Below are 21,212 nucleotides of genomic sequence, written 5' to 3'. Positions count from 1 at the left end.
CCTCACCCCGCCAGCTCGAAGGTCTCGACCAGCAGCGCGCCCGCGGGCACCGCCCCCATCCCGCGCAGCGCCGCGGGCGAGGCCGCGGCCCAGGCCGGCGCGCCCGAGGCACGGGGCGCGAGCGTGCCGGCCTCCGCCACCGACCAGTCGCCCGCCTTGACGCGCACCGCTGCCGGCTTCGGCACCGCGAAGCGCGCCGCGCGCCGCAGGTCCGGCCGTGCCGCCAGCGCATCCGCGAGCAGGTCGAGCAGCGCGAGCCCTTCCGGCACGAAGGCGGTGGCCAGGCCCCCTTCGCCGCCGAGCGGCACATCCTCGTACTCGACCGTCACCGCCTGCGGCGCGGGGCAGCGGAAGCCGCCGCCGCCCGCCGCCTGCACGCCCGCCGCCATGCGCTGGAAGCCCGGGCGGGTAAGGCTCTCGTTCTCCGGCACGTCGAGGTACTCGGCCACCGGGAAGAACTCGGTCAGCGTCTCCGCACCCGGCAGCGCCGCCCCGTTCACCGACAGCACCGGCAGGCCGAGCCGCGGCGCGCCTTCCACCGGCGACCTCCCCAGCCGGCGCAGCTGGATGCCGAGCGGCAGGCGACGCTGCACGAAGCCGGGATGCGCGAAGGGATGCGCCACGATCTCGCCCGGCGCGGGGGCGGGACCGGCGCCGAAGGTCAGCACCGTGGGCGTGCCGGCGGGCAGCGCCACCACCCAGTTCTCCCGCGCCGCCATGTCGCCTTCCAGCCGCGCCCTGACCTCGGCGAGCGCGATGACGGGGGGCTGGGGCGCCGGCTCGTCGCCCCAGCTCTCGTCGATCGGCACCTCGACGGTGAAGAACAGGATCTTCGCCTCGGCGTAGCCCTTCAGCCGCCAGCGGCCGGGGCCGGAGAGCGTGGCGTCGAAGGCGACGCCCAGCAGCCGGCGGCCGCGGAAGCTGATGTCGGCCGCGCCGCGCACCGACACCTCGAAGCGGAAGGCGGGGCTGGTGTGGATCAGCGCGTCGAGCGCGAAGCTCGCCCCCATCGCGATGGGGCCGAACTTGTAGCGGATGCCGAATTCCGCGCCGAACTGCAGCGTGCCCGCCGCCACGGCGAAGTAGCCGCGCACCCAGGCCTTCACCAGGCCGATGTCGTAGGTGGCGCCGATGCGGTCCATCGGCGGCAGCCAGTCCGGCTTCGGCTCGAAGCGCGGATGGAAGCCGCCGATCGAGACGAGGAGATGCGCGTTCTCCCCGAAGCCGAAGGACAGCGCGGCCGAGCCCTGGATGGCGATGGGCCCGAGCCGGCTGTCCCGCAGCTGCCCGTACAGCCTGACCCGCGCGGGGGAGAACTCGATCTCCCCCACGATGTCCGCCTTGATCGAGAAGCGGATCGGGTCCGGCAGGCTGCGGAAGCACTCGATGGCGAGCCGGCCGAGCAGGATGATGCGGTCGAGCGAGGTGCGCCGGTCGCCGCCCCAGTTGTCGAAGGGCAGGATGATGCCGAGCCGTACGGAGGAGAGCTGGTCCGACCCCCAGCCGAGTTCCGCCATCAGCCCGATCGTCATCGCGTCCCGCCGGACCGGGAAGACGGTCCTGAGGGTGGAGATGATGCGCGGCGCGTCGCCCACCGGGTTCTCGGGGAACAGCACGTCGTCCATCGCGCCGCTCGGCAGTGCGGCGAGCAGCGCGGCGTGGTCGAAGCCGTGGTGCAGCCCGATCATGCCGCCGACGGCGTTGAGCGTGAGCCGCAGGAACAGCTCCAGCCCGCCGGGGAAGCGGGCATGGACCAGCGCGAAGAAGGCGTAGGGCGGCGGGTCCTCCCCGAAGGTGGAACCCGGCCGGCGCGTGGACAGGATGACGATCGCCTTCACCGCGATCCAGCCGCAGAGCGTGAGGTCGAGCGCGCCCGCGAATTCCCCCCGCTCGAAATCGAGCAGGAGGTAGCCGCCGCCGCTGACCAGGCCGAGGTCGAGCGACACGCCGATGCCCTTCGGCGGCTGCAGCTTCAGCGCGGTCCCGTCCTTGCCGGCGAATTCGACATCGAAGCCGAAGCGGTCGAGGCTAGCGCCGACATGGCCGAGCGCCGGCGGCCCAAGGCGGAAGCCGCCCGCCGAGCGGATGCCGAGCGCGACGCCCCCCTTCTTGCCCGGACCCAGTTCGAGGTCGATGTACTCCGCGCGGATGGCCGCGACCGACCCCGCGCCGCCCAGGCCGAGGCCGGAGGCGAGCCGGATCTTCAGCCCCGCCGCGCCGTCGAGCAGGAAGCCACGCTTCGCATCCAGGCGGAATTCCACCGTCACCCGCGCCGTGAGCTTGCCCGCGCCGAGCGCCCCGAAGATGTCGCCCACCAGCCCGGGTGCATCGCCGGGCTGCAGGACGAGCTCCGCTTCCTCGACCTTCAGGAACAGCGCGGTGCCGCCCTTCCCCGCCCGCCCGCCGAGCGCGACGCTGCGGAGGTCGAGCCGGGACTTGCCGGCCTTGCCGATGCGGAAGGCCGGCGCATCCGGCAGGCCCTCCGCACGGACCGACAATTCGATGTCCGGGTCCCCGCCCTCGGCCGAGAAATCGACCGTGTTGTCATCCGTGCGCCACAGCAGCGTCGCGCCCGAACCCTCCTGCGCCTTCAGCTTCAGCTTGCGCTTGGCCAGGCTGCCCTCGGGCTTCGGCAGCTCCAGCTCGCCACTCGCCTTCAGCTTGCCGATGCGGAACAGCACGCCCGGCCCGCCATCCGCGGCGTCGAGCGGAAGGGCGCCGAGGACGAATTCCAGTTCGGTCGTGGAAGCCGGTCCGTCCTTGCCCTTGACGTGCAGCGCCCCGGCGAAGGCGGCGCTGAGCGCGCGCGACAGCAGCTCCGCCACCTCCGCATCGGCCGGGGTGGCTGCCGGCGCCGGTTCCCACCCACTCGCGAAGGAGATCCCGCCCGTGGCGCCGGGGGAGAGGTAGACGGCGCCCGCCGGCAGCGCCGCCACATCCGCGGGGCCCCGCGCGGTGCGCGCCGCAGCCTGCCGAAGCACCGCAAGCAGCGCCGGCCCGGCGATGCCGAAGATCGCGTCGGTGCCGCCGAAGCGCCGCAGCCCCTCGCGCTCCGACCGGCCGGACAGGCGGTTGAAGATCGCGACGGGATCGAGCCGCGGCGCCTCCTCCACCCTCTCGTAGCCGAGCATCAGCAGCCGCAGCGCGGCATGCAGCAGCGGCATTTCCGCGCGCACCGTCTCCGCCGCCAGCAGCGTGCAGAGCGCATAGACCGTGTCCGCCGCCTTGTCGCCGAGATCGCCGGCGCCGAGCAGCCGTTCCGCCAGGCGCCGCACCTCGCCCAAGCCCTGCAGCATCTCCGCGAGGGCGTCGTCGAGGGCCGCGTCCTCGGCCTCCGTCAGCTTTTTCTCCTGCAGGCGTATGTCGTCGAGCAGAGAAGCCGTGTCGGGCGGCGGGCCGGCCTGGAAGCCGAGTTCGCGGCGGACATGGGCGAGCAGCGCGGGGCTTTCCGCCGCGCGGCGCATCGCGTCCAGCGCCAGCCGCGTCCAGGCGCGCAGCGCGCCGACGGGCCCGGGAACCTGCGTCGGCGCGGGCATCAGGGCGCCCCCGGCGGCAGTGTCGGCCGCGTGCCCGCGACGCCGAGGGGGACGGCGAAGCGGGTATGGGGATGGCCCTTCGACAGGTCGGCGGCGAAGCCGAAGGGCCGCTCGGCCGGGATGGGCGTGACCTTGTCCTCCGGGTAGTCGCGGCGCGTGGAGGAGAGGAGGTCGTGCAGCACCGCCACCGGCTCCCCCGCATCGTTCACCTGGAAGGCGATGATGCCGACATTGTTCGTCAGCACCGCCTCGCGCAGCGGCATGAAGCGGTCGGCGAGCGCGGCGGCATGCGCCCCAGCGACCCGCTTCGCGCGGTCGAGGCCCCGCGGCGCCTCGGCCGCCTTCCCCGCCGCGGCGGCGATCCGCGCCGCCGCCTCCTCCAGCGCGGGGCCGCGTTCGGCGTCGGGACGGCCATCGCGCGCCGTGGTCAGGCGCCAGGCCCAGTCGGGCGGGGTCGCCGGGTCCTCCGCCACGCCAGGCGGCCAGCCCGCGGCGCGCAGCAGCCCCGGCTCCTCCTCCAGCCGGCGCCGTTGCAGGACCGAGAGGTCGGCGCCGTCCGGCAGGCGCAGCTTCGGCCGGCCCTTCCAGCCCAGCCCCTCCAGCCCCGCCGGCGCCATGCAGAGGTTCAGCCAGTGCCAGCCGCGATAGATCGCCTCCGCCGCCGGCAGCAGCGCGTTGCGCGCCGCGGAGGAGGTGAGCTGGACGATGCGCGCGGCCTCCCACGCGCCGTCCTTGCGGCCCCAGCGGTCCATCGCCAGCGAAAGGCCGTAATGCACGTCCCCCCCCAGCACCACGACCCGCGGATGGTTCGCCAGCCGGCCGAGCAGCGCGTGCAGCGCCGCCTCGTTGGAGGGCCAGGTCTCGGTGTCGGCGAAGAAGTCGCCGCGCGTGCGCCCGGTGGCGAAGGCCAGCGCCGACCCGGCCGGCTTGCCGTCCCGCGGCTGCGCATCCGCATCCTCCGCCACCCCCTTCCAGGCGCGCGCCACGTCGAAGCCGCGGACGGCCAGCGGCTGGATGATGCGCTCCATGATCTCCGGCCCCAGCACCGGGGTCGAGGAGATCACCAGCAGCACCTCCGCGGCGTTGCGGGCGGGGGCGTCTGGCACCTGGTCCTCCAGCGTGTCGCCGAGCAGGCTCGCGGGCTCCACGCCGCCGGCGGGGAAGGTGCGGCGGGTGCGGCTGTCCAGCACGCGCACGACATGGACGCCGCCGGGGGCCTGGTAGTGGAAGGCCGCGCGCCCCTCCTTCGCCTCCGGCCGGCGGGACGCGGCGGTCAGGCCGAGCAGCGCGTCCAGCTCATCCTGTCGCGCGGCGTCGCGGCCGCGCGTGGTGGCGAGCCACGCGGTCGCGGCCTCCAGCAGCCTGCGGTTCGGCGCGCCCTCCTTCTCGAAGGACGGCCAGTCGGAGCCCCAGGCCTGGAAGAAGGTGTAGGCCACCAGCGCGTTCCGCATCACGGCGACACCGAGCGGCTTGGCCAGCACGCGGCGTTCCCAGGCCGCGTTGATGTTCCAGTCGTCAGTCACGTCGTGGTCGTCGAAGATCATGCAGACCGGGATGTTGGCCAGCACGCGCGCGACCTTGCCGAGCGTCGCGGCGAAGACGCGCAGCCGCTGGCGCTCCGCCTCGAAATCGGGGCCGAGCGTCGCCTCGATGCGTCCCGGAAGGCCGGGCCCGCCCTTGGGCGGAAGCAGGGCGTCGAGGTCGGTCAGCGGGAAGGGGCCGGGCGGCGTCGCTGCCTCGGCCGCGCAGGTCGCCAGCGTGGGGACCGGGCGCCAGGCCAGCGGCGACCAGGCCAGCAGGTACATGGCCGCGTATTCACCGAAGGTCAGCAGGTGGTTCTGCGCCTCGACCGAGGTGAAGCCGCCCTCCCCGCGGATCAGCACCGTGCGGCGCAGCGGCGGCGCGGTGGCGGGGGTGACGTCGCCCGGTGCGCCCGCCCGCGTCGGCAGTTGCTCCGCCCCGCCCATCAGATCCGCCGCAAGGTCCTGGATCATGTGCAGCAGCGCGGTCGGCACGTCGTCGGCGTAGATCTGGTCGCCGGTCAGGAAAAGCTGGTGCGGACGGCCGAGCGCGACCGGCGGGTCGCCGACCTTGCCCGACAGCGCATCGTCCAGCCAGGACAACGCATCGGTGCCGGACCCGTGCGGCTTGCGGCAGCTGGCATGGGCGATGCGGAGTTCGCCGAGCGCGAGGGGCGGCGCGACGAAGCCCGGCAGCTTCCCCCCGCCGCCGCCGAGCGCCAGGTGGCGGGGGGCGAGCGGCGAGACGCCGGCGATCTTGCGCGGGTCGCCGTCGCCCTTCGGGTCATCCTCCAGCAGGCCGAGCGTCAGCAGGCTCTCCACCGCGCCGCCGCCCTGCGGCTGCAGGGCGACGTCGTAGCTGTAGCGTGCGCCGGGCCGCAGGTGGCCGTGCTGCAGCGGCGGCGTCTCCGGCGCCGCGGGCGCGTCCGCCGGCCGGCCGGCGCGGACGAGTGCGACATGCAGCCTGTCGCCGAGGCGCCGCGTCGTGGCGATGCCGCCGCCGACCGCGGCCGCGCCGTCGGCCTGGCCGGGCGCCGAGGAGGTGGCCTCGCCCTCGAACAGGCTGAGGCTGACGAGGCAGGGTTCGCGACAAGCGACCCAGACGGTGACGGTCCCGGCATCCAGCCGCCGCAGGATCGGCCCGGCGAGGAGGAGAGGAAGGTCACCCATCGCCCGCCCCCGGCATCCGGGCGACCGCGAGACATCCCTGCGCAGCCACGATGCCAGCCAAGTCGCGGCACCCCCACGCTGTCCGGAGCTGATATGACCATGCGGGACCGGACTTTCGTCCACCGTCTCGTGATCAAGCCTTCGTGCGTGAGGCACGGGGAGGATTCGTGCGTGAGGCGCGGGGAGGATTCATGCGTGAGGCGCGGGATGCCGGTTTGCGGGACGCGCGGGCGGCGTGCGACGCCGGGCTGGATTGCTGCGCGGTAATCAGCTTGCTAAGCGAGGGCATCGCCGGTCCGCGGTGCATGCGGCCCCCGGGCGCCGGCGCCACGCCGGGTCTGGAGGAGAAGATGCCGATCAGCGACCGCATGTCCGCCGGCGACGTCATCCTCGGCTGGGATGCCGCCAGCAAGCGCGACCTCCTCGACGGCCTCGCCGCCGAGGCGTCGCGGCGGCTCGGCCGGCCGCAGGCGGAGATCCTGGAGGCGTTGCGGGACCGCGAGGCGCTGGGCTCCACCGCTCTCGGCCGCGGCGTGGCGTTGCCGCATGCGCGCCTGGCGGGCGACAGCCCGCCCCTGATGCTGCTGGCCCGGCTGCGCCGCGCGATCGACTACGAGGCGAGGGACGAGGAGCCGGTTGACCTCGTCATCCTCGTGCTGTGGCCGGAGGCGGAGGCGCAGGGCTTCCTGCCCGCCCTTGCCGAGACCTGCCGCGCGCTGCGCGAGCCGCAGGCGCTGCGCCGTCTCCGCGCCGCCTCCTCGGCCGAGGAGGCGGTGTCGTTGCTCGACCGCTACGGCCGCGCGGCCGAGGATGCGGGATGAGCGGCGGCAATGCGTGACGGACTTCTCCTCCTCGCGCTGGTCGGGCTGCCCTTCGCCGGCGCCCTCGTGGCCGGGCTGCTGCCGACCGCCGCGCGCAACGCGGCCGCCGCCCTTGCGGGCGGGGTCGCGCTCGTGGCGCTCGGCCTCGTCTGGGCGGCCTACCCGACCGTCGCGGCGGGCGGCGTGCTGCGCGCGGAGGTCGCCTGGATGCCCTCGGTCGGGCTGAACCTCGTGCTGCGGATGGACGGGCTGGGCTGGCTGTTCGCCGGGATGGTGACGGGGATCGGCGCGCTCGTCGTGCTGTATGCGCGCTACTACATGGCGGCCGAGGACCCGGTGCCGCGCTTCTTCGCCTTCCTGCTCGCCTTCATGGGGTCGATGACGGGGGTCGTGCTGTCGGGCAACCTGGTGCAGCTGGTCTTCTTCTGGGAATTGACGAGCCTCCTCTCCTTCCTGCTGATCGGCTACTGGCACCACGCGGCGGCCGCGCGGGACGGGGCGCGGATGGCGCTGACCGTCACGGCGACAGGCGGGCTGGCGCTGTTCGCGGGCGTGCTGGTGCTGGGCCACATCGTCGGCAGCTACGACCTCGACGTCGTGCTGGCGGCGGGCGACCGCATCCGCGCGCATCCGCTCTACCTGCCCGCCCTCGTGCTGGTCCTGCTCGGCGCGCTGACGAAAAGCGCGCAGTTCCCGTTCCACTTCTGGCTTCCCCAGGCGATGGCGGCGCCGACGCCGGTCTCGGCCTACCTGCATTCGGCCACGCTGGTGAAGGCGGGCGTGTTCCTGCTGGTGCGGCTGTGGCCGGCGCTGGGGGGCACCGACGCCTGGTCGCTGCTGGTCGGCACGGCGGGGCTGGTGACCCTGCTGGTCGGCGCCTACATCGCCATCTTCCAGCACGACCTGAAGGGGCTGCTGGCCTATTCGACGATCAGCCATCTCGGCCTGATCACGCTGCTGCTCGGGCTCGACAGCGAACTCGCGCTCGTCGCGGCGGTGTTCCACATCATGAACCACGCCGCCTTCAAGGCATCGCTGTTCATGGCTGCCGGCATCATCGACCACGAGACGGGCACGCGCGACATCCGCCGCCTGTCGGGCCTCAACCGGTCGATGCCCTTCACCGCGCGGCTCGCGCTCGTCGCCGCCGCGGCGATGGCCGGAGTGCCGCTGCTGAACGGCTTCCTGTCGAAGGAGATGTTCTTCGCCGAGGCGCTGTCGGCCGACGCGCCGCTGCCCGGGCTGCTCAACATCCTGCCCTTCGCCGCCATGCTCGGCAGCGCCTTCAGCGTCGCCTATTCGCTGCGCTTCATCCACGGCGCCTTCTTCGGCCCGGACCCCGTCGACCTGCCGCGCTCCCCGCACGAGCCGGCGACCTGGATGCGGTTCCCGGTCGAGATCCTGGTGCTGACCTGCATCATGGTGGGCGTGCTGCCTGCGGCGACGGTCGGTCCCTTCCTCGACATCGCCGTGCGGTCGGTGCTCGGCGCCGACGTGCCGGCCTACAGCCTGGCCGTCTGGCACGGCTTCAACCTGCCGCTGCTGATGAGCGTGCTGGCGCTGGCCGGCGGCGTCGCGCTGTACCTGCTGCTCCAGCGGCGGCTGCTGAGCGGGGTGGAAGGGCCGCCGCTGCTGCGCCGGGTCGAGGCGCGGCGCATCTTCGAACGCGCGATGGTCTTCCTGTCCTGGCGGGTCGCCCGCGGGGCCGAACGCCTGGCGGGCACGCGGCGGCTGCAGCCGCAGCTTCGCCTCATCGTCGCGGCCGCCTTCCTTGCGGGTGGCGCGGCGGTGTGGCTGCGCGGCTTCGGCCCGGGCAACCTGCCGCCTTCCCCGGTCGACCCGGTGCTGGCGCTGGTCTGGGCGGTGGGCGCGGCCTGCGCCCTGGGGGCGGCCTGGGTCGCCAAGTACCAGCGGCTTGCGGCGCTGATGCTGGTGGGCGGCGCGGGGCTTGTGGTGTGCGTCACCTTCGTCTGGTTCTCGGCGCCCGACCTCGCGCTCACGCAGCTGACGGTGGAGGTGGTGACCACCGTCCTGCTGCTGCTCGGCCTCCGCTGGCTGCCGAAGCGCCTGCCGGCCGCGGGGGAGCGCGAGCAGGATGTGCTGACCCGCACGCGCCGGGCCCGCGACCTCGCCATCGCCATCGGCGCGGGCGGCGGGCTCGCGGCCCTGTCCTATGCCGTGATGACCCGCACGCCGCCCGACCTGCTGGCGCGCGACTTCCTCGCACGCGCCTACACCGAAGGCGGCGGCACCAATGCGGTGAACGTCATCCTGGTGGATTTCCGCGGCTTCGACACGCTGGGCGAGATCTTCGTGGTCGCGGCGGTGGCGCTGACCACCTATGCGCTGCTGCGCCGCTTCCGCCCCGCGCCGGACAGCCTCGGCATCCCCGAGCAGCAGCGCGACCAGGGCGAGCGCGCGGCCGGCGCCGCCGTGACCGGGCCGGACGATTCCCGACCCGGCGCGGATTGGCTGCAGGTGCCCTTCACGCTGACGCGGCTGCTGTTCCCGGTGATGCTGGTCGTCGCGGCCTTCCTGCTGCTGCGCGGGCACGACCTGCCTGGGGGCGGCTTCTCGGCCGGGATGGTCGTCGCGATCGCGATCATCCTGCAATACATGGTCGGCGGCACCGACTGGACCGAGGAACGCCTGCGCTTCATCCGCCCGCGGCTGTGGATGGGCGCGGGCCTGCTTGTGGCCAGCGGGACCGGGCTTGCGGCCCTGGCCTTCGGGCGGCCCTTCATGACCTCCTACTTCGGCTATGCCGACCTGCCCGTGGTCGGCAAGGTCCCGACAGCGAGCGCGCTGGTCTTCGACATCGGCGTGTTCATGCTGGTGGTCGGCGCCACGCTGCTGATGCTCGTCGCCCTCGCGCACCAGTCGGTGCGCGGCCACCGGGCGACGCCACCCGCCCCGGCCCTGCCGGAGGCGGCGCGCGCGCCGGCGACCGCGGCGGGGGAAGGCTGATGGAACTGATCCTGTCGGCCGCGATCGGCGTGCTCGCCGGGTCCGGCGTGTGGCTGCTGCTGCGGCCGCGCACCTTCCAGGTCATCATCGGGCTGTCGCTGCTGTCCTATGCGGTGAACCTGTTCATCTTTTCGACCGGCGGGCTGCGGACCGGCGCCGCCGCCATCCTGGAACGCGGCGAGGCCGGCTCGCTGGCGACCCATGCCGACCCGCTTCCGCAGGCCCTGGTGCTGACGGCCATCGTCATCGGCTTCGCCACGACGGCGCTGCTGCTGGTGGTGCTGCTGGCCGCGCGCGGCCTGACCGGGACCGACCATGTCGACGGGCGGGAGCGCGGGCGGTGACCGGCTGGGCCGACCACCTGGTGATCGCGCCCATCGTCGTGCCGATGCTGGCGGGCGCGGCGATGGTCCTGGCGGGGGACCGTTGGCGGGGGGCGACGGTCGCGCTCGGCCTCGGCTCGGCGCTGCTGCTGGCGGCGCTGGCGGTCGCGCTGCTGCTCGCGGCGGACGTGCCGGACGTGCGGGTCTATCGCCTCGGCGACTGGCCGGCGCGGTTCGGGATCGTGCTGGTGCTGGACCGGCTCTCGGCGCTCATGCTGGTGCTGGTGGCGGCGGTCGGACTCGCGGCGCTGCTGTTCTCCCTGGCGCGGTGGCACCGGGCGGGGGCGCATTTCCATCCGCTGCTGCAATTCCAGCTCATGGGGCTGAACGGCGCCTTCCTGACCGGCGACCTGTTCAACCTGTTCGTCTTCTTCGAGGTGATGCTCGCCGCGTCCTACGGGATGGCGCTGCACGGGACCGGCACGGCGCGGGTGCGGGCGGGGCTGCACTACATCGTCGTCAACCTCGTCGCGTCGCTGCTGTTCCTGATCGGCGTCAGCGTCGTCTATGGCATCGCGGGCACGCTCAACATGGCCGACCTGGCGGCGCGGATGCGCGGCGTGGCGGCCGCCGACCGCGCCCTGCTGGAAGCGGGGCTGGCCGTGATGGGGGTGGCGTTCCTGGTCAAGGCGGCGATATGGCCGCTCGGCTTCTGGCTGCAGGGCAGCTATGCCGCGGCGGCCGCGCCGGCGGCGGCGATCCTCTCGGTCCTCAGCAAGGTCGGCGTCTATGCCGTGCTGCGCGTCTGGCTGCTGCTGTTCGGCGCGGAGGGCGGGGCCTCGGCCGGCTTCGGGGCCGAGGCGCTTCTGGCGGGCGGGCTGCTGACCATCGCCTTCGGGTCGGTCGCCGCGCTCGGCACGCAGGACCTGCCGCGGCTGGCGGGGGCGAGCGTGCTGGTCTCCTCCGGCACGCTGCTCACCGCGATCGGCGCCGGGCAGGCGGCGGTGACCGGCGGCGCGCTGTTCTACATGGCGAGCTCCGTCCTCGCGATCGGCGCCTTCTTCCTGCTGATCGAGCTGGTCGAGCGTGGGCGCGAGGTGGGGGCCGACGTGCTGGCCGTGACGCGCGAGGCCTTCGCGGGCGGCGATGAGGCGGAGGCGGAGGAAGCCGGCGTCGCCTTCCCCGGCACGGTCGCGATCCTCGGCCTCGGCTTCCTGGCGTCGGCGCTGCTGCTGGCGGGGCTGCCGCCGCTGTCCGGCTTCCTCGCGAAATTCGCCATCCTCGCGCCGCTGCTCGGCACGGGCGGGGCGGAGGCGCCAGGCACGACCTGGCTGGTCGTGGCGGCGCTGGTGCTCTCCGGCCTCGCGACCGTCATCGCCATGGTGCGGGCGGGGATCGAGGTGTTCTGGGCGGCGCCCGCCGCCCGTGCGCCGCGCGTGGCGCTGGTGGAGATCGCGCCCGTCGCCCTGCTGCTCGCACTCTGCGCCGGGCTGGCGGTCGGCGCCGGGCCGGCGATGGACTACATGCTGGCGGCGGCCGAGGCGCTGCACGCCCCGGCCGGCTACCTGCGCGGCGTGATGGACGTGCCCGAGGCGGCGGGGTACGCGCGATGACCCGGTGGCTGCCCTATCCGGTCCTGGCGCTGTCGCTGCTGCTGCTCTGGCTGCTGCTGCAGACCGGCGCATCGCCCGCCTCGCTGCTGCTCGGCGCCGTGCTCGCCCTCGCGGGGGGCGGCGCGGCGGCGGCGCTGCGCCTGCCGGGGGCAAGGCTGCGCCGGCTTGCCGTCATCCCCGGCCTGCTGCGGGACGTGCTGGCGGAGGTGCTGCGGTCCAACCTCGCCGTGTCGCGGATCATCCTGGGGCCCGCCACCGCTGGGCGGCGGTCGGGCTTCGTCCGCATCCCGCTCGACCTGCGCAGCCCGCACGGGCTGGCCGCGCTGGCCTGCATCCTGACCGCAACCCCGGGCACGGTCTGGGTGGACTACGACGCCAGTGCGCGCACCATGCTGCTGCATGTGCTCGACCTGGTGGACGAGGAGGAGTGGGTCCGCATCGTCAAGGAGAAATGGGAGCGGCGGCTGATGGAGATCTTCGAATGACCGCGGCGCTGCTCGGCGGCGCCGTGCTGGTGGCGCAACTGCTGCTGGCGGCGGCGATGGGCTGCGCGGGCTGGCGCGTGCTGCGCGGGCCGCGCGCGCAGGACCGCGTCCTCGCGCTCGATGCGCTCTACGTCAACGCGGCGATGCTGCTGTTGGTCTTCGGCATCCGCACCGGCAGCACCCACTACTTCGAGGCGGCGCTGCTGATGACGCTGCTCGGCTTCGTCGCCACGGCGGCGCTGTCGAAGTTCCTGATGCGCGGCGAGGTCATCGAGTGACGGCGGGCGCGGACCTCCCCGCCTGGGCGGCGCTTCCGGTCGCAGCCCTGCTGCTGGCGGGCGCGGGGCTGGCGCTGGTGGGCTCGGTCGGGCTGCTGCGGCTGCGGAGCTTCCACGAACGCATGCACGCCCCCACCCTCGGCACCACCCTCGGCATCGGCGCCGTGCTGCTGGCCTCGATGCTGTTCTTCTCGGTGCAGCAATCCCGCTTCGTGCTGCACGAGATCCTGATCGCGGCCTTCATGGTGGTCACCACCCCCGTCACGCTGATGCTGCTGGCGCGCGCCGCGCTCTACCGCGACCGTCAGGAGGGCAATCCGGACGTGCCGCCGGCACCCGAACCCCGGCCGGGCGTGACGACGCCCGGCGACTGAACCGGCCCGGCACGAGCGATCACGAAGCCGTCGGCGCCCCTGGCCATCCGAACCTCCAGCTTATACACCATCCACATGGATGGTGAGGGGATGGCAGTTGGATGGGCGAGAATATCCGGGAGTTGCGGCCCAGGGCGCCGGAAGCCGAGAAGATCACGATCAACCTCGGCCATGTCGATCTCGGCCATATCGACCTGCTCGTGCAGGACGGCTTCTATTCGAACCGCACCGACTTCATCCGAACCGCCATCCGCAACCAGGTCGAGCGCCATGCCGAGTCGACGCGGCAATCCACCGCGCGCCGGAGCCTCGATGTCGGGCTGCGGCACTACGGGCGCGAGGACCTGGAGGCCGCGCGCGCGGCGGGGCGGATGCTCGACATCCGCGTGCTCGGCCTCGCCAGCATCGCCGCCGACGTGACGCCCGAACTCGCCCGCGCGGCGATCGCCTCGGTCACGGTGCTCGGCGCCCTCCAGGCGAGCGCCGCGGTGAAGGCCGCGCTGGCCGACCGCATGCGCTGACGCCGCCGCGCAGCCCCCTTCCCCGCCGACCCGCCCGACGCCCCGAGACCCGGGGCGACCGGGCGAGGACGGCCTTCGAAAGACCCCCATGTCCCCCTTCCCGAATGCCGAGATGACCGAAGCCGCCCGGCTGACCCGCCAGGGCCGGCTTGCCGAGGCGACCGCCCTAATCCGGCGGGCGCTCGGCCAGGCGCCGGCCGCGCCGCCACGGCAACCCGCGCCGTCGCGGGCGTCGCGCATCGTCGATGTCGATCCTGCCACCGGCGAACCCGTCGCCCCGGCGGGCACCGCCCTGCCGGAGGCGCTGCGGGCCGCGCTCGGGCGCATCGGCGCCCATGCGCCGCGCCCGGCGCCGGGCATGCGGGTGCCGGACCCGCTGCCCCCGGGCGCGCGCTTCCTCGCCGGGTCCCACGCGGTGCAGGGCGGCGGCCGCCGCGACTACCGGCTCTACATCCCGGCGGCGCTGCCGGCCGGCGCGGCGCCGCCGCTGCTGGTGATGCTGCATGGCTGCACCCAGACGCCGGAGGATTTCGCGGCCGGCACGCGCATGAACGCCCTCGCCGAGGAGCACGGCCTGCTGGTGGCCTGGCCCGCGCAGTCCCAGGCCGCCAACGCCCAGCGATGCTGGAACTGGTTCAACCCCGATGATCAGCGCCGCGACGGCGGGGAGCCTGCGCTGATCGCCGGCATCACCCGGCAGGTGATCCGCGACCACGGGGCGGATGGGCGGCGCGTCTACGTCGCGGGGCTGTCGGCCGGCGGCGCCAAGGCGGCGATCATGGGCATGGCCTATCCGGACCTCTATGCCGCGGTGGGCGTGCATTCGGGCCTGGCCTGCGGCGCGGCGCGCGACATCCCCTCGGCCTTCGCGGCGATGCGCCAGGGGGCGGCGGCACCGGCCGCGCCGGGCGGGCGCGTGGTGCCGACCATCGTCTTCCACGCCGACCGCGACACGACGGTCCACCCGGTCAATGGCGACCAGGTCATCGCCCAGTCCGGGGCCGCCGGGCTGCGGCGCGAGGAGGAGACGGGCCGGCAGCCGGGCGGCCATGCCTGGCGCCGCACGCTGCACCGGGATGCCGATGGGCGGGTGCTGCTCGAGCAATGGCTGGTGCAGGGCGGCGGCCATGCCTGGTCGGGTGGCAGCCCCGCGGGCAGCTACACCGACCCGCGCGGCCCCGACGCATCCCGCGCCATGCTGCGCTTCTTCCTCGACCACCGTCGCGCCTGAGGCGCGGGACGCGCTTCTGCTCCTGATCCGGGAGACTGGCTGTCCGCCCGGACCCTTTTGCCTCCGTGGTTCAGGCGCCGGTGGCGCCCGCGGGATCGACATGGGCCGGCGGGCGTTGCCTGCCGGCGGGGGGCACCGCCCCGGCCCGCCACGACAACCCGCAGCGGAGACGCAGGTGACCCTGACACTCGTTCCGTCCAGCGCCGAACCGGCGCTCGCCATCCGCGACCACCTGGTCCCCCTGGTGCGGCAGCAAGGCACGATCGAGGTGCAGCGCGACGCCGTGCGGCTGGTGGTGCTGCGGCGCGGCGAATGGAGGATCGAGCACTGGACGCCCTTCAACGACCTCGCGCCCGGGGACGCGGCCTCGCCCGGATACCGGCACGCGCTGTCGCAGCAGCGGGGACTGCCCGACCTCGCCTATGGGCTCGACCTCTGGCACGGGGGGGCGCGGGTGCTGCGCGTGCTCTGGTCCGACAGCGGCGCCTTCGAACTGGCCGAGTTCGCGCGCGGCGCGTGGGAGGCCGAGGCGCTGACGCTGTAGCCACCGCGATGCCGTCTGCACGGCACATCCGCCGGCTTCACAATGACCGGGATCGTGAACTTCGCGCGCGTCCCTGCGTCCGGGCTGTCGATGTCCCGATGACGGACCGGAGGCGATGGGCGAAGGCGCGGCGGCGGATGGGAAGGGGAACGCCGTGACCGGCCCGCGGCCGCGCCCTCATGGGCGCGGGCGGGCGGGTCTGCGCGCGGGGCTGATCGCCTTCCTCCTGCTCTGGTCCGTGCCGGCGGGCCTTCCCGCCGCACTGGTCGGCACCGCCTTCGTCGCCACCGAGGCAGCGGCCCAGGCACGGTCGAGCGGCGGCTATTCACGGCCGCGTTCCTCCGGCGGCTACGGGCGCACGCCCTCCACGGCCGGGCCGCGGGTCACGCCGCGCACGCCCTCCACCAGCGGCGGCTATGGCCGGCCGCGGCTGGAAACCCCGGCGCCGGCGCGCCGCCCCTCGGTGGTGGTGCCCTCCGCCCCGCGCTCCTCGGCCGGCGACCGCGGCTATTCGCGCGAGGAATCGGCCGGCGCGCTGGCGCGCTGGCGCGAGCGCCAGGACGCCGCCCGCAGGCAGGCCGAGGCGGCCGCCCGCCCACCGGTGCCGGCGCCCTCCCCCGCGCCGGGCGGCGGCTGGGGCCTGCCCTTCCCGCGCCGCGGCTACGAGACGGCGCCCGGCGCGGGCCGTCCCCCGCGGCCGGACTGGTACCGCGACCGGGGCTGGCAGCCCTCGGGCGGCATCCTCGGCGCGCGCCGCAACTTCGGGATCTGGGACGGGATCTTCCTGTGGTTCCTGCTGGACAATCTCGGCCGGGCGGGGTCCATCGACTTCTTCCGCAACCACCGCGACGACCCCGGCCTGAGGGAATGGCGCGCCGAGGCCGACCGGCTCGCCCGCGACAACGCCGATCTCCGCCGCCGGCTGGACCAGTTGGACGCGGATCTCGCGCGGCAGCCCGATGCGGTGCCCGACCCGGACTACCTGCCCCCGGGTGTCCCGGCGGAGGTCGCGATCGCGCCACGCGGCGATGTCCGTACGCCCGGGACCGGCGCCACGGAGGAAGGCGGGATCGGGCTGTGGCCGGTCGCGCTGATTGGCGGCGCCGGCCTCGTCTTCCTCGCCTGGCGGCGCCGGCGCCTGGCCGCGCCGGGCGGCACCCCGGCACAGGGAGACGGACGCATGATGCCCCCGGGCAGCCCCCTCGGCTCCGCCGGCGCGATGCTGCGCCACAAGCTGTCCGGCGAAGGCTATGCGCCGTCGCTGTTCCGCGTCGGCATGACGATCGGGGCGGACCCGACGCCCTTCATCCTGGCCGCCGGCGTCACCAAGGTGCCGGCGCCCGAGGGCGGCGGCGGCAACCTGCTGGTGAACGTGCAGGAGGTCGGCCGCGTGGAGGGCGGGGCCGCCGGCCTCATCCGGCTTCGCCTGCCCGATGGGCGCAGCATGTTCCAGCTGCACCTGGATGCGGAGGGACGCCCCGACGAATGCCGGTTCTTCGGCCTGATCGACGAGGTGACGCCCGCCGACGACGCCGAATGGGATGTCTGGCTGAACCGCGAGGAGGGCCTGATCGGCTGGCCCGAGTTCCAGACGAAGGACGGCAAGGTCTATGCCCGGGCCTGGGCGCCCGGCGAGACGCGCATCGCGCCGCGCGAGCTGACGGAGACGATCGAGGGCCTGGGCGGCACGCGCCGGGTCCGCAGCCAGGCGATGCTCTACGCCGCCCCCACCGGCGCGCCCGCGCCGGCGCCGGAGACCGAATACATCCTCGTCGCCGCGGTCGAGGCGCCGGGCCAGGCCTGGGTCGAGATCCATGCCGGCATCGACATCAACCCCGCCGCCCTCTCCCTCGCCTGACGCGGCCACCGACACCCGAGGACACGACCCATGGACACCATCGTCGAGACGCTGACCACGGGCCTGCCGGTGCTGCTGCTGCAGTTCGCGGTGACGCTGGCGCTGCACGGGCTCGGCGTCGCGCTCTACATGCTGCTGACGCCGTTCCACGAATTCCGCCTCGTGCGTGCCGGCAACGTCGCGGCCGGCATCGCGCTGGCGGGCACGCTGGTGGCCATCGCCATCCCGCTCGCCGCGACGCTCGCCAGCAGCCTCGTCACGCTCGACATCCTGCTCTGGGGGCTCGTGGCGCTCGCCCTCCAGCTGCTCGCCTTCATCGTCGCCTCGCGCCTGATCCCGGGGCTGCGCGGGATGATCGAGGCGGACAACCCCGCCGCCGCCTGCGTTCTCGTCGGCGTCCAGCTCGCGGTCGCGCTGCTGAACGCCGGCGCGATGGCCGGCTGACCCCTCATCCCAACGGACGGAGACGATCCCATGCTGGCTTTCATCCGCAACCTCGTCGGCGTGAAGACCGACCAGGCCGTCACCCAGGCGGTCGAGGCGATCGTGCGCTGGGACCCCAAATCCGCCACCGAGGCGGAGCTGCGCACCATGGAGCAGCACCTGGACCAGCTCGGCCGGCAGGTGGCCGAGGCACGGATGGCCTATGACCGCGAGAGGCGGGAGGCCGAGGCGATCCAGGCGCTTTCGGCGCAGCGCATGGCCGCGGCCGAGCAGCTGGAGCGCGGCATGGCCGCGGAGGGCGACGCGGCGCGCAAGGCCGGGCTCGAACGCAGCCTCGCCACCCTCGTCGGCATGCTGGAGCAGATGGCGCCGGAGGTGGAGCGGGAGAGGCAGGATGCGACGGATGCCGAGGAATTCCTCCGCATGCTGGAGGAGACCTATGCCCAGGCCGGCCAGAAGCTGAAATCCGCGCGTGACGAGCTGGCCCGCGCGCAACGCGACATGGGCCGGGCCGAGCAGCAGCGCGACATCGCGGCCCGCCGCGCCGAGGCTGCCCGCCAGGCCGCGGGCCTTTCCGGCGCGACCAGCGGGCTCAGCGTCGCGCTGAAGGCGATGCAGGACAACGCGGCTCGCAACCTGGCCGAGGCGGAGGCGGCGAATGCGAAGGCGCGGCTGCTGCAGCCGACGCAGCCGGAGCGCGACGACCCGAACATCGCGGCCGCGATGCAGGCGGCTTCCGGCGCGCCGCCCGCGCCGACGGGCCTTTCCGAACGTCTTGCGGCCCTGCGCGGCCGCCAGCCCGCCGGGGCACCGCGGCAGATCGGCGGGCCCGGCGCGGGCTGAGCGAGGGCGGGACCACGCGGCGCGCGCCGAAGCGCGCAGCGCGGTGCCGCACAGGGCCATCCCGGCCGCCGGCGCCCTATGCGGGCGTCGGCACCGCCGTGCCCCAGGGCGGGCCGAGGCCGATGGTGGCGTGGATGACGACCACCATCAGCCCAAGCACCAGCACGCAGGCGCCGAGCACGATGCGGAACCGATGGTCGGAGACGAAGCCGACGAAGCCCCGGGGCAGCGCGTTCATGACAGCCGCGCTCCTGACCGGGACGTGGCCGCGCGGCCGCACCGCGGATGTTCCCGGTCACTCACGATCGGATGCCAGCGCACGGTCCAGTTCCCCCGGATCGACGGCGAGCGCCTGCAACAGCGCCCCGGGCTGCCGCGCCCTTGGCGTCATCACCGTCGCGACGCGGCGATAGGCCGGGAACGACAGGCCTTCCAGCAGTTCCTCCTCCGTCTCCACGTCGTAGGTCCCGGCGGGCTGCGGGCGGTCGAAGCCGGCCAGCATGAAGGGTCGCCGGAATACGACCGTCGTGCGGTGGCTGCGCGTCAGCATGGCGCGTCCCTCCCCGCCGCGATCAGGTCGGGGTGCCGCAGCTTCGGCGCCCCGGCGCGGCGCGCCGCCGCATGGGGCTCGCCGCCCTGCGCGGCCTGCTGCGCCGTGCCGGCGGGCCGGGTCGTGCCCGTGAGGGCGAGCTGCATCTGCTGTCGTGCGCGGAAGACCCGGCTTTTCGCGGTGCCGACAGCGCAGCCGGTCGCTTCCGCCGCCTGCTCGTACGACATGCCCTGCAGGACCACCATGAACAGCGTCTCCCGCTGCAGCGGCGGAAGGTCGCCGAGCGCGCGATGCAGCTCTTTCAGCACGAGGCTGTCCTCATGCGCCGCGGGCGTCGCCAGCGCGGCCTGCGGGACGTCGTCGATGTCGGTGGTCGGCCGGCGCTTGCGCGTGTCGCTGATGAAGCGGTTGCGCAGGATGCGGTGCATCCAGGCAGCGAAATTGGTGCCGGGCGTGAAGCTGCCGCGGGCGGCGAGCGCGTTGGTGACGGCATCCTGCACCAGGTCGCGCGCGGTGGTCGGGTTGCGGGTGAGGGCCACGGCCTGGACCCGCAGCCGCGGCAACAGGGAGATCAGCTGGCGGTCGAAATCGTCCTGGTGATTCTTCATGTTTTTTGTATACGATGCTTCGAGGCGCCGCGGTCGCTCTCATTCGTCCCCGCCGCGCACGCCTGCGCGAGGCCGCATCGCCCCCCGCCGGGCTGGCGGACACACGGGTTCGTCATCCTCGGGCGGTGGAACGACCGGCGGCGCCGGTCCCTTCCTCCACCTTGCATCCCGCTCGGCCCACCCGCTTCGCGCTTCGCGGGCGAAGCCCCGGGCGTGGTGCCGACCAGGCCAGGGGATTCACGATGGCCATTCCGACCACGCGGGCGGCGCCTTGATGCTCGGCTTCCTGCGGCGCATCGCCGCGCGCATCCGCCTTCGCCGCCGCTATCGCCACCGCTGGGGCGCAGCCGAGGCTGCCGCGCGTGCCAAGGCGGACAACGCGACCTCACGGCATGAAAGCCAGCCGGCGGCCAAGGGCCGCCGCGGATCCTCCCCGGCGAAGCCGCCGCGGCCGCGCTGAACAGCCGCCCGCGCGGAGCCGGGTCCGCCGCGGCCTAGAAGGCCAGTTGCACCTTCATCGCCCGCGACCGGTCGCTCGCCAGGTCGAAGGCGCGCCGGGCGTCGGCCAGCGGCACGACCTCGGTCAGCAGCGGCGCGACGTCGATGCGGCCGGAGGCGAGCGCCTCCACCGCCCAGCGGAACTCCTCGTGGAAGCGGAAGGTGCCGCGCAGCGTGATCTCCTTCGCGACCAGGACATTCACCGGCAGCGGAACCTCCCCGCCGAGGCCGAGCTGCACCACCGTCGCACCGGGCCGCGCCGCGGCGAGCGCGCCGGCAAGCGCCGCGCCCGAGCCCGAAGCCTCGAACACGGCGTCGAAGGTCCCCTTCTCCGCGCACCACGGCTCCAGCGCGGCGGGATCGCTGCGCGTGTTCAGCGCGGCATCGGCGCCGAGCCGCCGTGCCAGGGCAAGCGGAGCGTCGGAGACGTCGGTGCACACCACCTCCCGCGCGCCGGCGTGACGCGCGACGAGCAGCGCCAGCGCGCCGATCGGCCCGGTGCCGGTCACCAGCACGCGCGCCCCCATCAGCGGCCCGGCCTGGCGTGCGGCATGCAGGCAGACCGCCAGCGGCTCGGCGAAGGCCGCACGTTCCAGCGGCACCCCATCCGGCACCCGGACGGCCTGCGCCTCCTCGCAGACCAGCACCTCCCGGAAGGCGCCCTGCACATGCGGAAAGCGCATCGCCGAGCCGTAGAAGCGCATGTCGAGGCAGTGGTTCGGCGCACCCGCCAGGCAATACCGGCAGGCGCCGCAGGGCAGCGAGGGACTGACCGCCACCCGGTCGCCCGGGCGCAGGCTCGTCACCTCGCGCCCGACCTCGGCCACCTCGCCGGCGACCTCGTGGCCGAGCACCATCGGCTCCCGCAGGCGGACCGTGCCGAAGCCTCCCTGGTGGTAGTAGTGCAGGTCCGAGCCGCAGATCCCGCCCGCGCGCACCCGCACCGCGACCTGGCGCGGTCCGGGGCTGGCCTCGGCGACCTCGTCCACGCGAAGGTCGTGTGGGCCATGGATGACAAGCGCCTTCAT

The 21,212-nt window shown here is 74.3% G+C and carries 20 protein-coding genes; 14 read left to right on the top strand and 6 right to left on the bottom strand.

Annotated features, from left to right (window positions below; all coding sequences use genetic code 11):
- Nucleotides 1–2 precede the first annotated feature (2 nt).
- Together ACK8OX_RS03285 and ACK8OX_RS03280 are read right to left on the bottom strand one after the other, a co-directional pair.
- Nucleotides 3–3,536 carry a DUF6603 domain-containing protein gene (locus ACK8OX_RS03285; protein ID WP_430662492.1) on the bottom strand — a complete coding sequence of 1,178 codons (3,534 nt, stop codon included), beginning with the start codon at nt 3,534–3,536 and terminating at the stop codon, nt 3–5.
- Nucleotides 3,536–6,226: a hypothetical protein gene (locus tag ACK8OX_RS03280; RefSeq protein WP_430662491.1), complete on the bottom strand. Its 2,691-nt coding sequence runs from the start codon at nt 6,224–6,226 to the stop codon at nt 3,536–3,538. The genes ACK8OX_RS03285 and ACK8OX_RS03280 overlap by 1 nt, the downstream gene beginning before the upstream one ends.
- Before the next feature lie 350 nt (nt 6,227–6,576).
- Between ACK8OX_RS03280 and ACK8OX_RS03275 the strand changes: the two genes are divergently transcribed.
- The 13 genes from ACK8OX_RS03275 to ACK8OX_RS03215 all read left to right on the top strand — a co-directional run bounded on the left by ACK8OX_RS03275 (nt 6,577) and on the right by ACK8OX_RS03215 (nt 18,528).
- Nucleotides 6,577–7,047: a PTS sugar transporter subunit IIA gene (locus ACK8OX_RS03275; RefSeq protein ID WP_430662490.1), complete on the top strand. Its 471-nt coding sequence runs from the start codon at nt 6,577–6,579 to the stop codon at nt 7,045–7,047.
- A 9-nt stretch (nt 7,048–7,056) separates the two neighbouring features.
- Complete coding sequence (locus tag ACK8OX_RS03270) at nt 7,057–10,014, top strand: monovalent cation/H+ antiporter subunit A (RefSeq protein WP_430662489.1); 2,958 nt, start codon at nt 7,057–7,059, stop codon at nt 10,012–10,014.
- Nucleotides 10,014–10,358: a Na+/H+ antiporter subunit C gene (locus ACK8OX_RS03265; RefSeq protein WP_430662488.1), complete on the top strand. Its 345-nt coding sequence runs from the start codon at nt 10,014–10,016 to the stop codon at nt 10,356–10,358. Before ACK8OX_RS03270 ends, ACK8OX_RS03265 begins: the two co-directional genes overlap by 1 nt.
- Nucleotides 10,355–11,950 (top strand): monovalent cation/H+ antiporter subunit D, encoded by a 1,596-nt coding sequence (locus ACK8OX_RS03260; RefSeq protein WP_430662487.1) that lies wholly within the window; start codon nt 10,355–10,357, stop codon nt 11,948–11,950. Before ACK8OX_RS03265 ends, ACK8OX_RS03260 begins: the two co-directional genes overlap by 4 nt.
- Entirely contained in the window at nt 11,947–12,435 is a 489-nt protein-coding gene (locus ACK8OX_RS03255) for a Na+/H+ antiporter subunit E (RefSeq protein ID WP_430662486.1), read from the top strand. The genes ACK8OX_RS03260 and ACK8OX_RS03255 overlap by 4 nt, the downstream gene beginning before the upstream one ends.
- A complete protein-coding gene (locus ACK8OX_RS03250) occupies nt 12,432–12,713 on the top strand; it encodes a K+/H+ antiporter subunit F (protein ID WP_430662485.1) in 282 nt (93 codons plus the stop codon). Before ACK8OX_RS03255 ends, ACK8OX_RS03250 begins: the two co-directional genes overlap by 4 nt.
- Nucleotides 12,710–13,087, top strand: coding sequence for a monovalent cation/H(+) antiporter subunit G (gene mnhG, locus ACK8OX_RS03245; protein WP_430662484.1), 378 nt, complete (start codon nt 12,710–12,712; stop codon nt 13,085–13,087). Before ACK8OX_RS03250 ends, mnhG begins: the two co-directional genes overlap by 4 nt.
- 101 nt (nt 13,088–13,188) lie before the next feature.
- Entirely contained in the window at nt 13,189–13,608 is a 420-nt protein-coding gene (locus ACK8OX_RS03240) for a CopG family transcriptional regulator (RefSeq protein ID WP_430662483.1), read from the top strand.
- Between the two features lie 88 nt (nt 13,609–13,696).
- Nucleotides 13,697–14,839 carry an extracellular catalytic domain type 1 short-chain-length polyhydroxyalkanoate depolymerase gene (locus tag ACK8OX_RS03235; RefSeq protein ID WP_430662482.1) on the top strand — a complete coding sequence of 381 codons (1,143 nt, stop codon included), beginning with the start codon at nt 13,697–13,699 and terminating at the stop codon, nt 14,837–14,839.
- Between the two features lie 175 nt (nt 14,840–15,014).
- Entirely contained in the window at nt 15,015–15,383 is a 369-nt protein-coding gene (locus ACK8OX_RS03230) for a hypothetical protein (RefSeq protein WP_430662481.1), read from the top strand.
- 154 nt (nt 15,384–15,537) lie between these two features.
- Nucleotides 15,538–17,241: a DUF2491 family protein gene (locus ACK8OX_RS03225; RefSeq protein WP_430662480.1), complete on the top strand. Its 1,704-nt coding sequence runs from the start codon at nt 15,538–15,540 to the stop codon at nt 17,239–17,241.
- A 30-nt stretch (nt 17,242–17,271) separates the two neighbouring features.
- Nucleotides 17,272–17,685 (top strand): DUF350 domain-containing protein, encoded by a 414-nt coding sequence (locus tag ACK8OX_RS03220; protein WP_430662479.1) that lies wholly within the window; start codon nt 17,272–17,274, stop codon nt 17,683–17,685.
- Nucleotides 17,686–17,715: 30 nt separating this feature from the next.
- Nucleotides 17,716–18,528: a hypothetical protein gene (locus ACK8OX_RS03215; protein ID WP_430662478.1), complete on the top strand. Its 813-nt coding sequence runs from the start codon at nt 17,716–17,718 to the stop codon at nt 18,526–18,528.
- 76 nt (nt 18,529–18,604) lie between these two features.
- Here the strand turns inward: ACK8OX_RS03215 and ACK8OX_RS03210 are convergent, their stop codons facing one another.
- Genes ACK8OX_RS03210 through ACK8OX_RS03200 form a run of 3 tightly spaced genes read right to left on the bottom strand, consistent with a single transcriptional unit; the run spans nt 18,605 to nt 19,686 of the window.
- On the bottom strand, nt 18,605–18,766 hold the full coding sequence (locus ACK8OX_RS03210) for a hypothetical protein (protein ID WP_430662477.1): 162 nt from the start codon (nt 18,764–18,766) through the stop codon (nt 18,605–18,607).
- A gap of 57 nt (nt 18,767–18,823) precedes the next feature.
- On the bottom strand, nt 18,824–19,078 hold the full coding sequence (locus ACK8OX_RS03205; protein WP_430662476.1) for a hypothetical protein: 255 nt from the start codon (nt 19,076–19,078) through the stop codon (nt 18,824–18,826).
- Nucleotides 19,072–19,686 carry a sigma-70 family RNA polymerase sigma factor gene (locus ACK8OX_RS03200; RefSeq protein ID WP_430662475.1) on the bottom strand — a complete coding sequence of 205 codons (615 nt, stop codon included), beginning with the start codon at nt 19,684–19,686 and terminating at the stop codon, nt 19,072–19,074. Before ACK8OX_RS03200 ends, ACK8OX_RS03205 begins: the two co-directional genes overlap by 7 nt.
- A gap of 274 nt (nt 19,687–19,960) precedes the next feature.
- On the opposite strand from ACK8OX_RS03200, the gene ACK8OX_RS03195 reads away from it, so the two are divergent.
- Nucleotides 19,961–20,146 (top strand): hypothetical protein, encoded by a 186-nt coding sequence (locus ACK8OX_RS03195; protein ID WP_430662474.1) that lies wholly within the window; start codon nt 19,961–19,963, stop codon nt 20,144–20,146.
- Nucleotides 20,147–20,180: 34 nt separating this feature from the next.
- Here the strand turns inward: ACK8OX_RS03195 and ACK8OX_RS03190 are convergent, their stop codons facing one another.
- Nucleotides 20,181–21,212: an L-idonate 5-dehydrogenase gene (locus ACK8OX_RS03190; RefSeq protein WP_430662473.1), complete on the bottom strand. Its 1,032-nt coding sequence runs from the start codon at nt 21,210–21,212 to the stop codon at nt 20,181–20,183.

Origin of the sequence: Falsiroseomonas sp. CW058 (assembly GCF_050563535.1) — a bacterium.
GTDB lineage: Bacteria > Pseudomonadota > Alphaproteobacteria > Acetobacterales > Acetobacteraceae > Falsiroseomonas.
This window is presented reverse-complemented; position numbering and strand designations above follow the sequence as displayed.

Bases quoted from the DNA above. Each gene is read 5' to 3' on its own strand.
- ACK8OX_RS03285 (WP_430662492.1), bottom strand. From the start codon at position 3,536: ATGCCCGCGCCGACGCAGGTTCCCGGGCCCGTCGGCGCGCTGCGCGCC.
- ACK8OX_RS03280 (WP_430662491.1), bottom strand. From the start codon at position 6,226: ATGGGTGACCTTCCTCTCCTCCTCGCCGGGCCGATCCTGCGGCGGCTG.
- ACK8OX_RS03275 (WP_430662490.1), top strand. From the start codon at position 6,577: ATGCCGATCAGCGACCGCATGTCCGCCGGCGACGTCATCCTCGGCTGG.
- ACK8OX_RS03270 (WP_430662489.1), top strand. From the start codon at position 7,057: ATGCGTGACGGACTTCTCCTCCTCGCGCTGGTCGGGCTGCCCTTCGCC.
- ACK8OX_RS03265 (WP_430662488.1), top strand. From the start codon at position 10,014: ATGGAACTGATCCTGTCGGCCGCGATCGGCGTGCTCGCCGGGTCCGGC.
- ACK8OX_RS03255 (WP_430662486.1), top strand. From the start codon at position 11,947: ATGACCCGGTGGCTGCCCTATCCGGTCCTGGCGCTGTCGCTGCTGCTG.
- ACK8OX_RS03250 (WP_430662485.1), top strand. From the start codon at position 12,432: ATGACCGCGGCGCTGCTCGGCGGCGCCGTGCTGGTGGCGCAACTGCTG.
- ACK8OX_RS03240 (WP_430662483.1), top strand. From the start codon at position 13,189: ATGGGCGAGAATATCCGGGAGTTGCGGCCCAGGGCGCCGGAAGCCGAG.
- ACK8OX_RS03235 (WP_430662482.1), top strand. From the start codon at position 13,697: ATGTCCCCCTTCCCGAATGCCGAGATGACCGAAGCCGCCCGGCTGACC.
- ACK8OX_RS03220 (WP_430662479.1), top strand. From the start codon at position 17,272: ATGGACACCATCGTCGAGACGCTGACCACGGGCCTGCCGGTGCTGCTG.
- ACK8OX_RS03215 (WP_430662478.1), top strand. From the start codon at position 17,716: ATGCTGGCTTTCATCCGCAACCTCGTCGGCGTGAAGACCGACCAGGCC.
- ACK8OX_RS03210 (WP_430662477.1), bottom strand. From the start codon at position 18,766: ATGAACGCGCTGCCCCGGGGCTTCGTCGGCTTCGTCTCCGACCATCGG.
- ACK8OX_RS03205 (WP_430662476.1), bottom strand. From the start codon at position 19,078: ATGCTGACGCGCAGCCACCGCACGACGGTCGTATTCCGGCGACCCTTC.
- ACK8OX_RS03200 (WP_430662475.1), bottom strand. From the start codon at position 19,686: ATGAAGAATCACCAGGACGATTTCGACCGCCAGCTGATCTCCCTGTTG.
- ACK8OX_RS03195 (WP_430662474.1), top strand. From the start codon at position 19,961: ATGCTCGGCTTCCTGCGGCGCATCGCCGCGCGCATCCGCCTTCGCCGC.
- ACK8OX_RS03190 (WP_430662473.1), bottom strand. From the start codon at position 21,212: ATGAAGGCGCTTGTCATCCATGGCCCACACGACCTTCGCGTGGACGAG.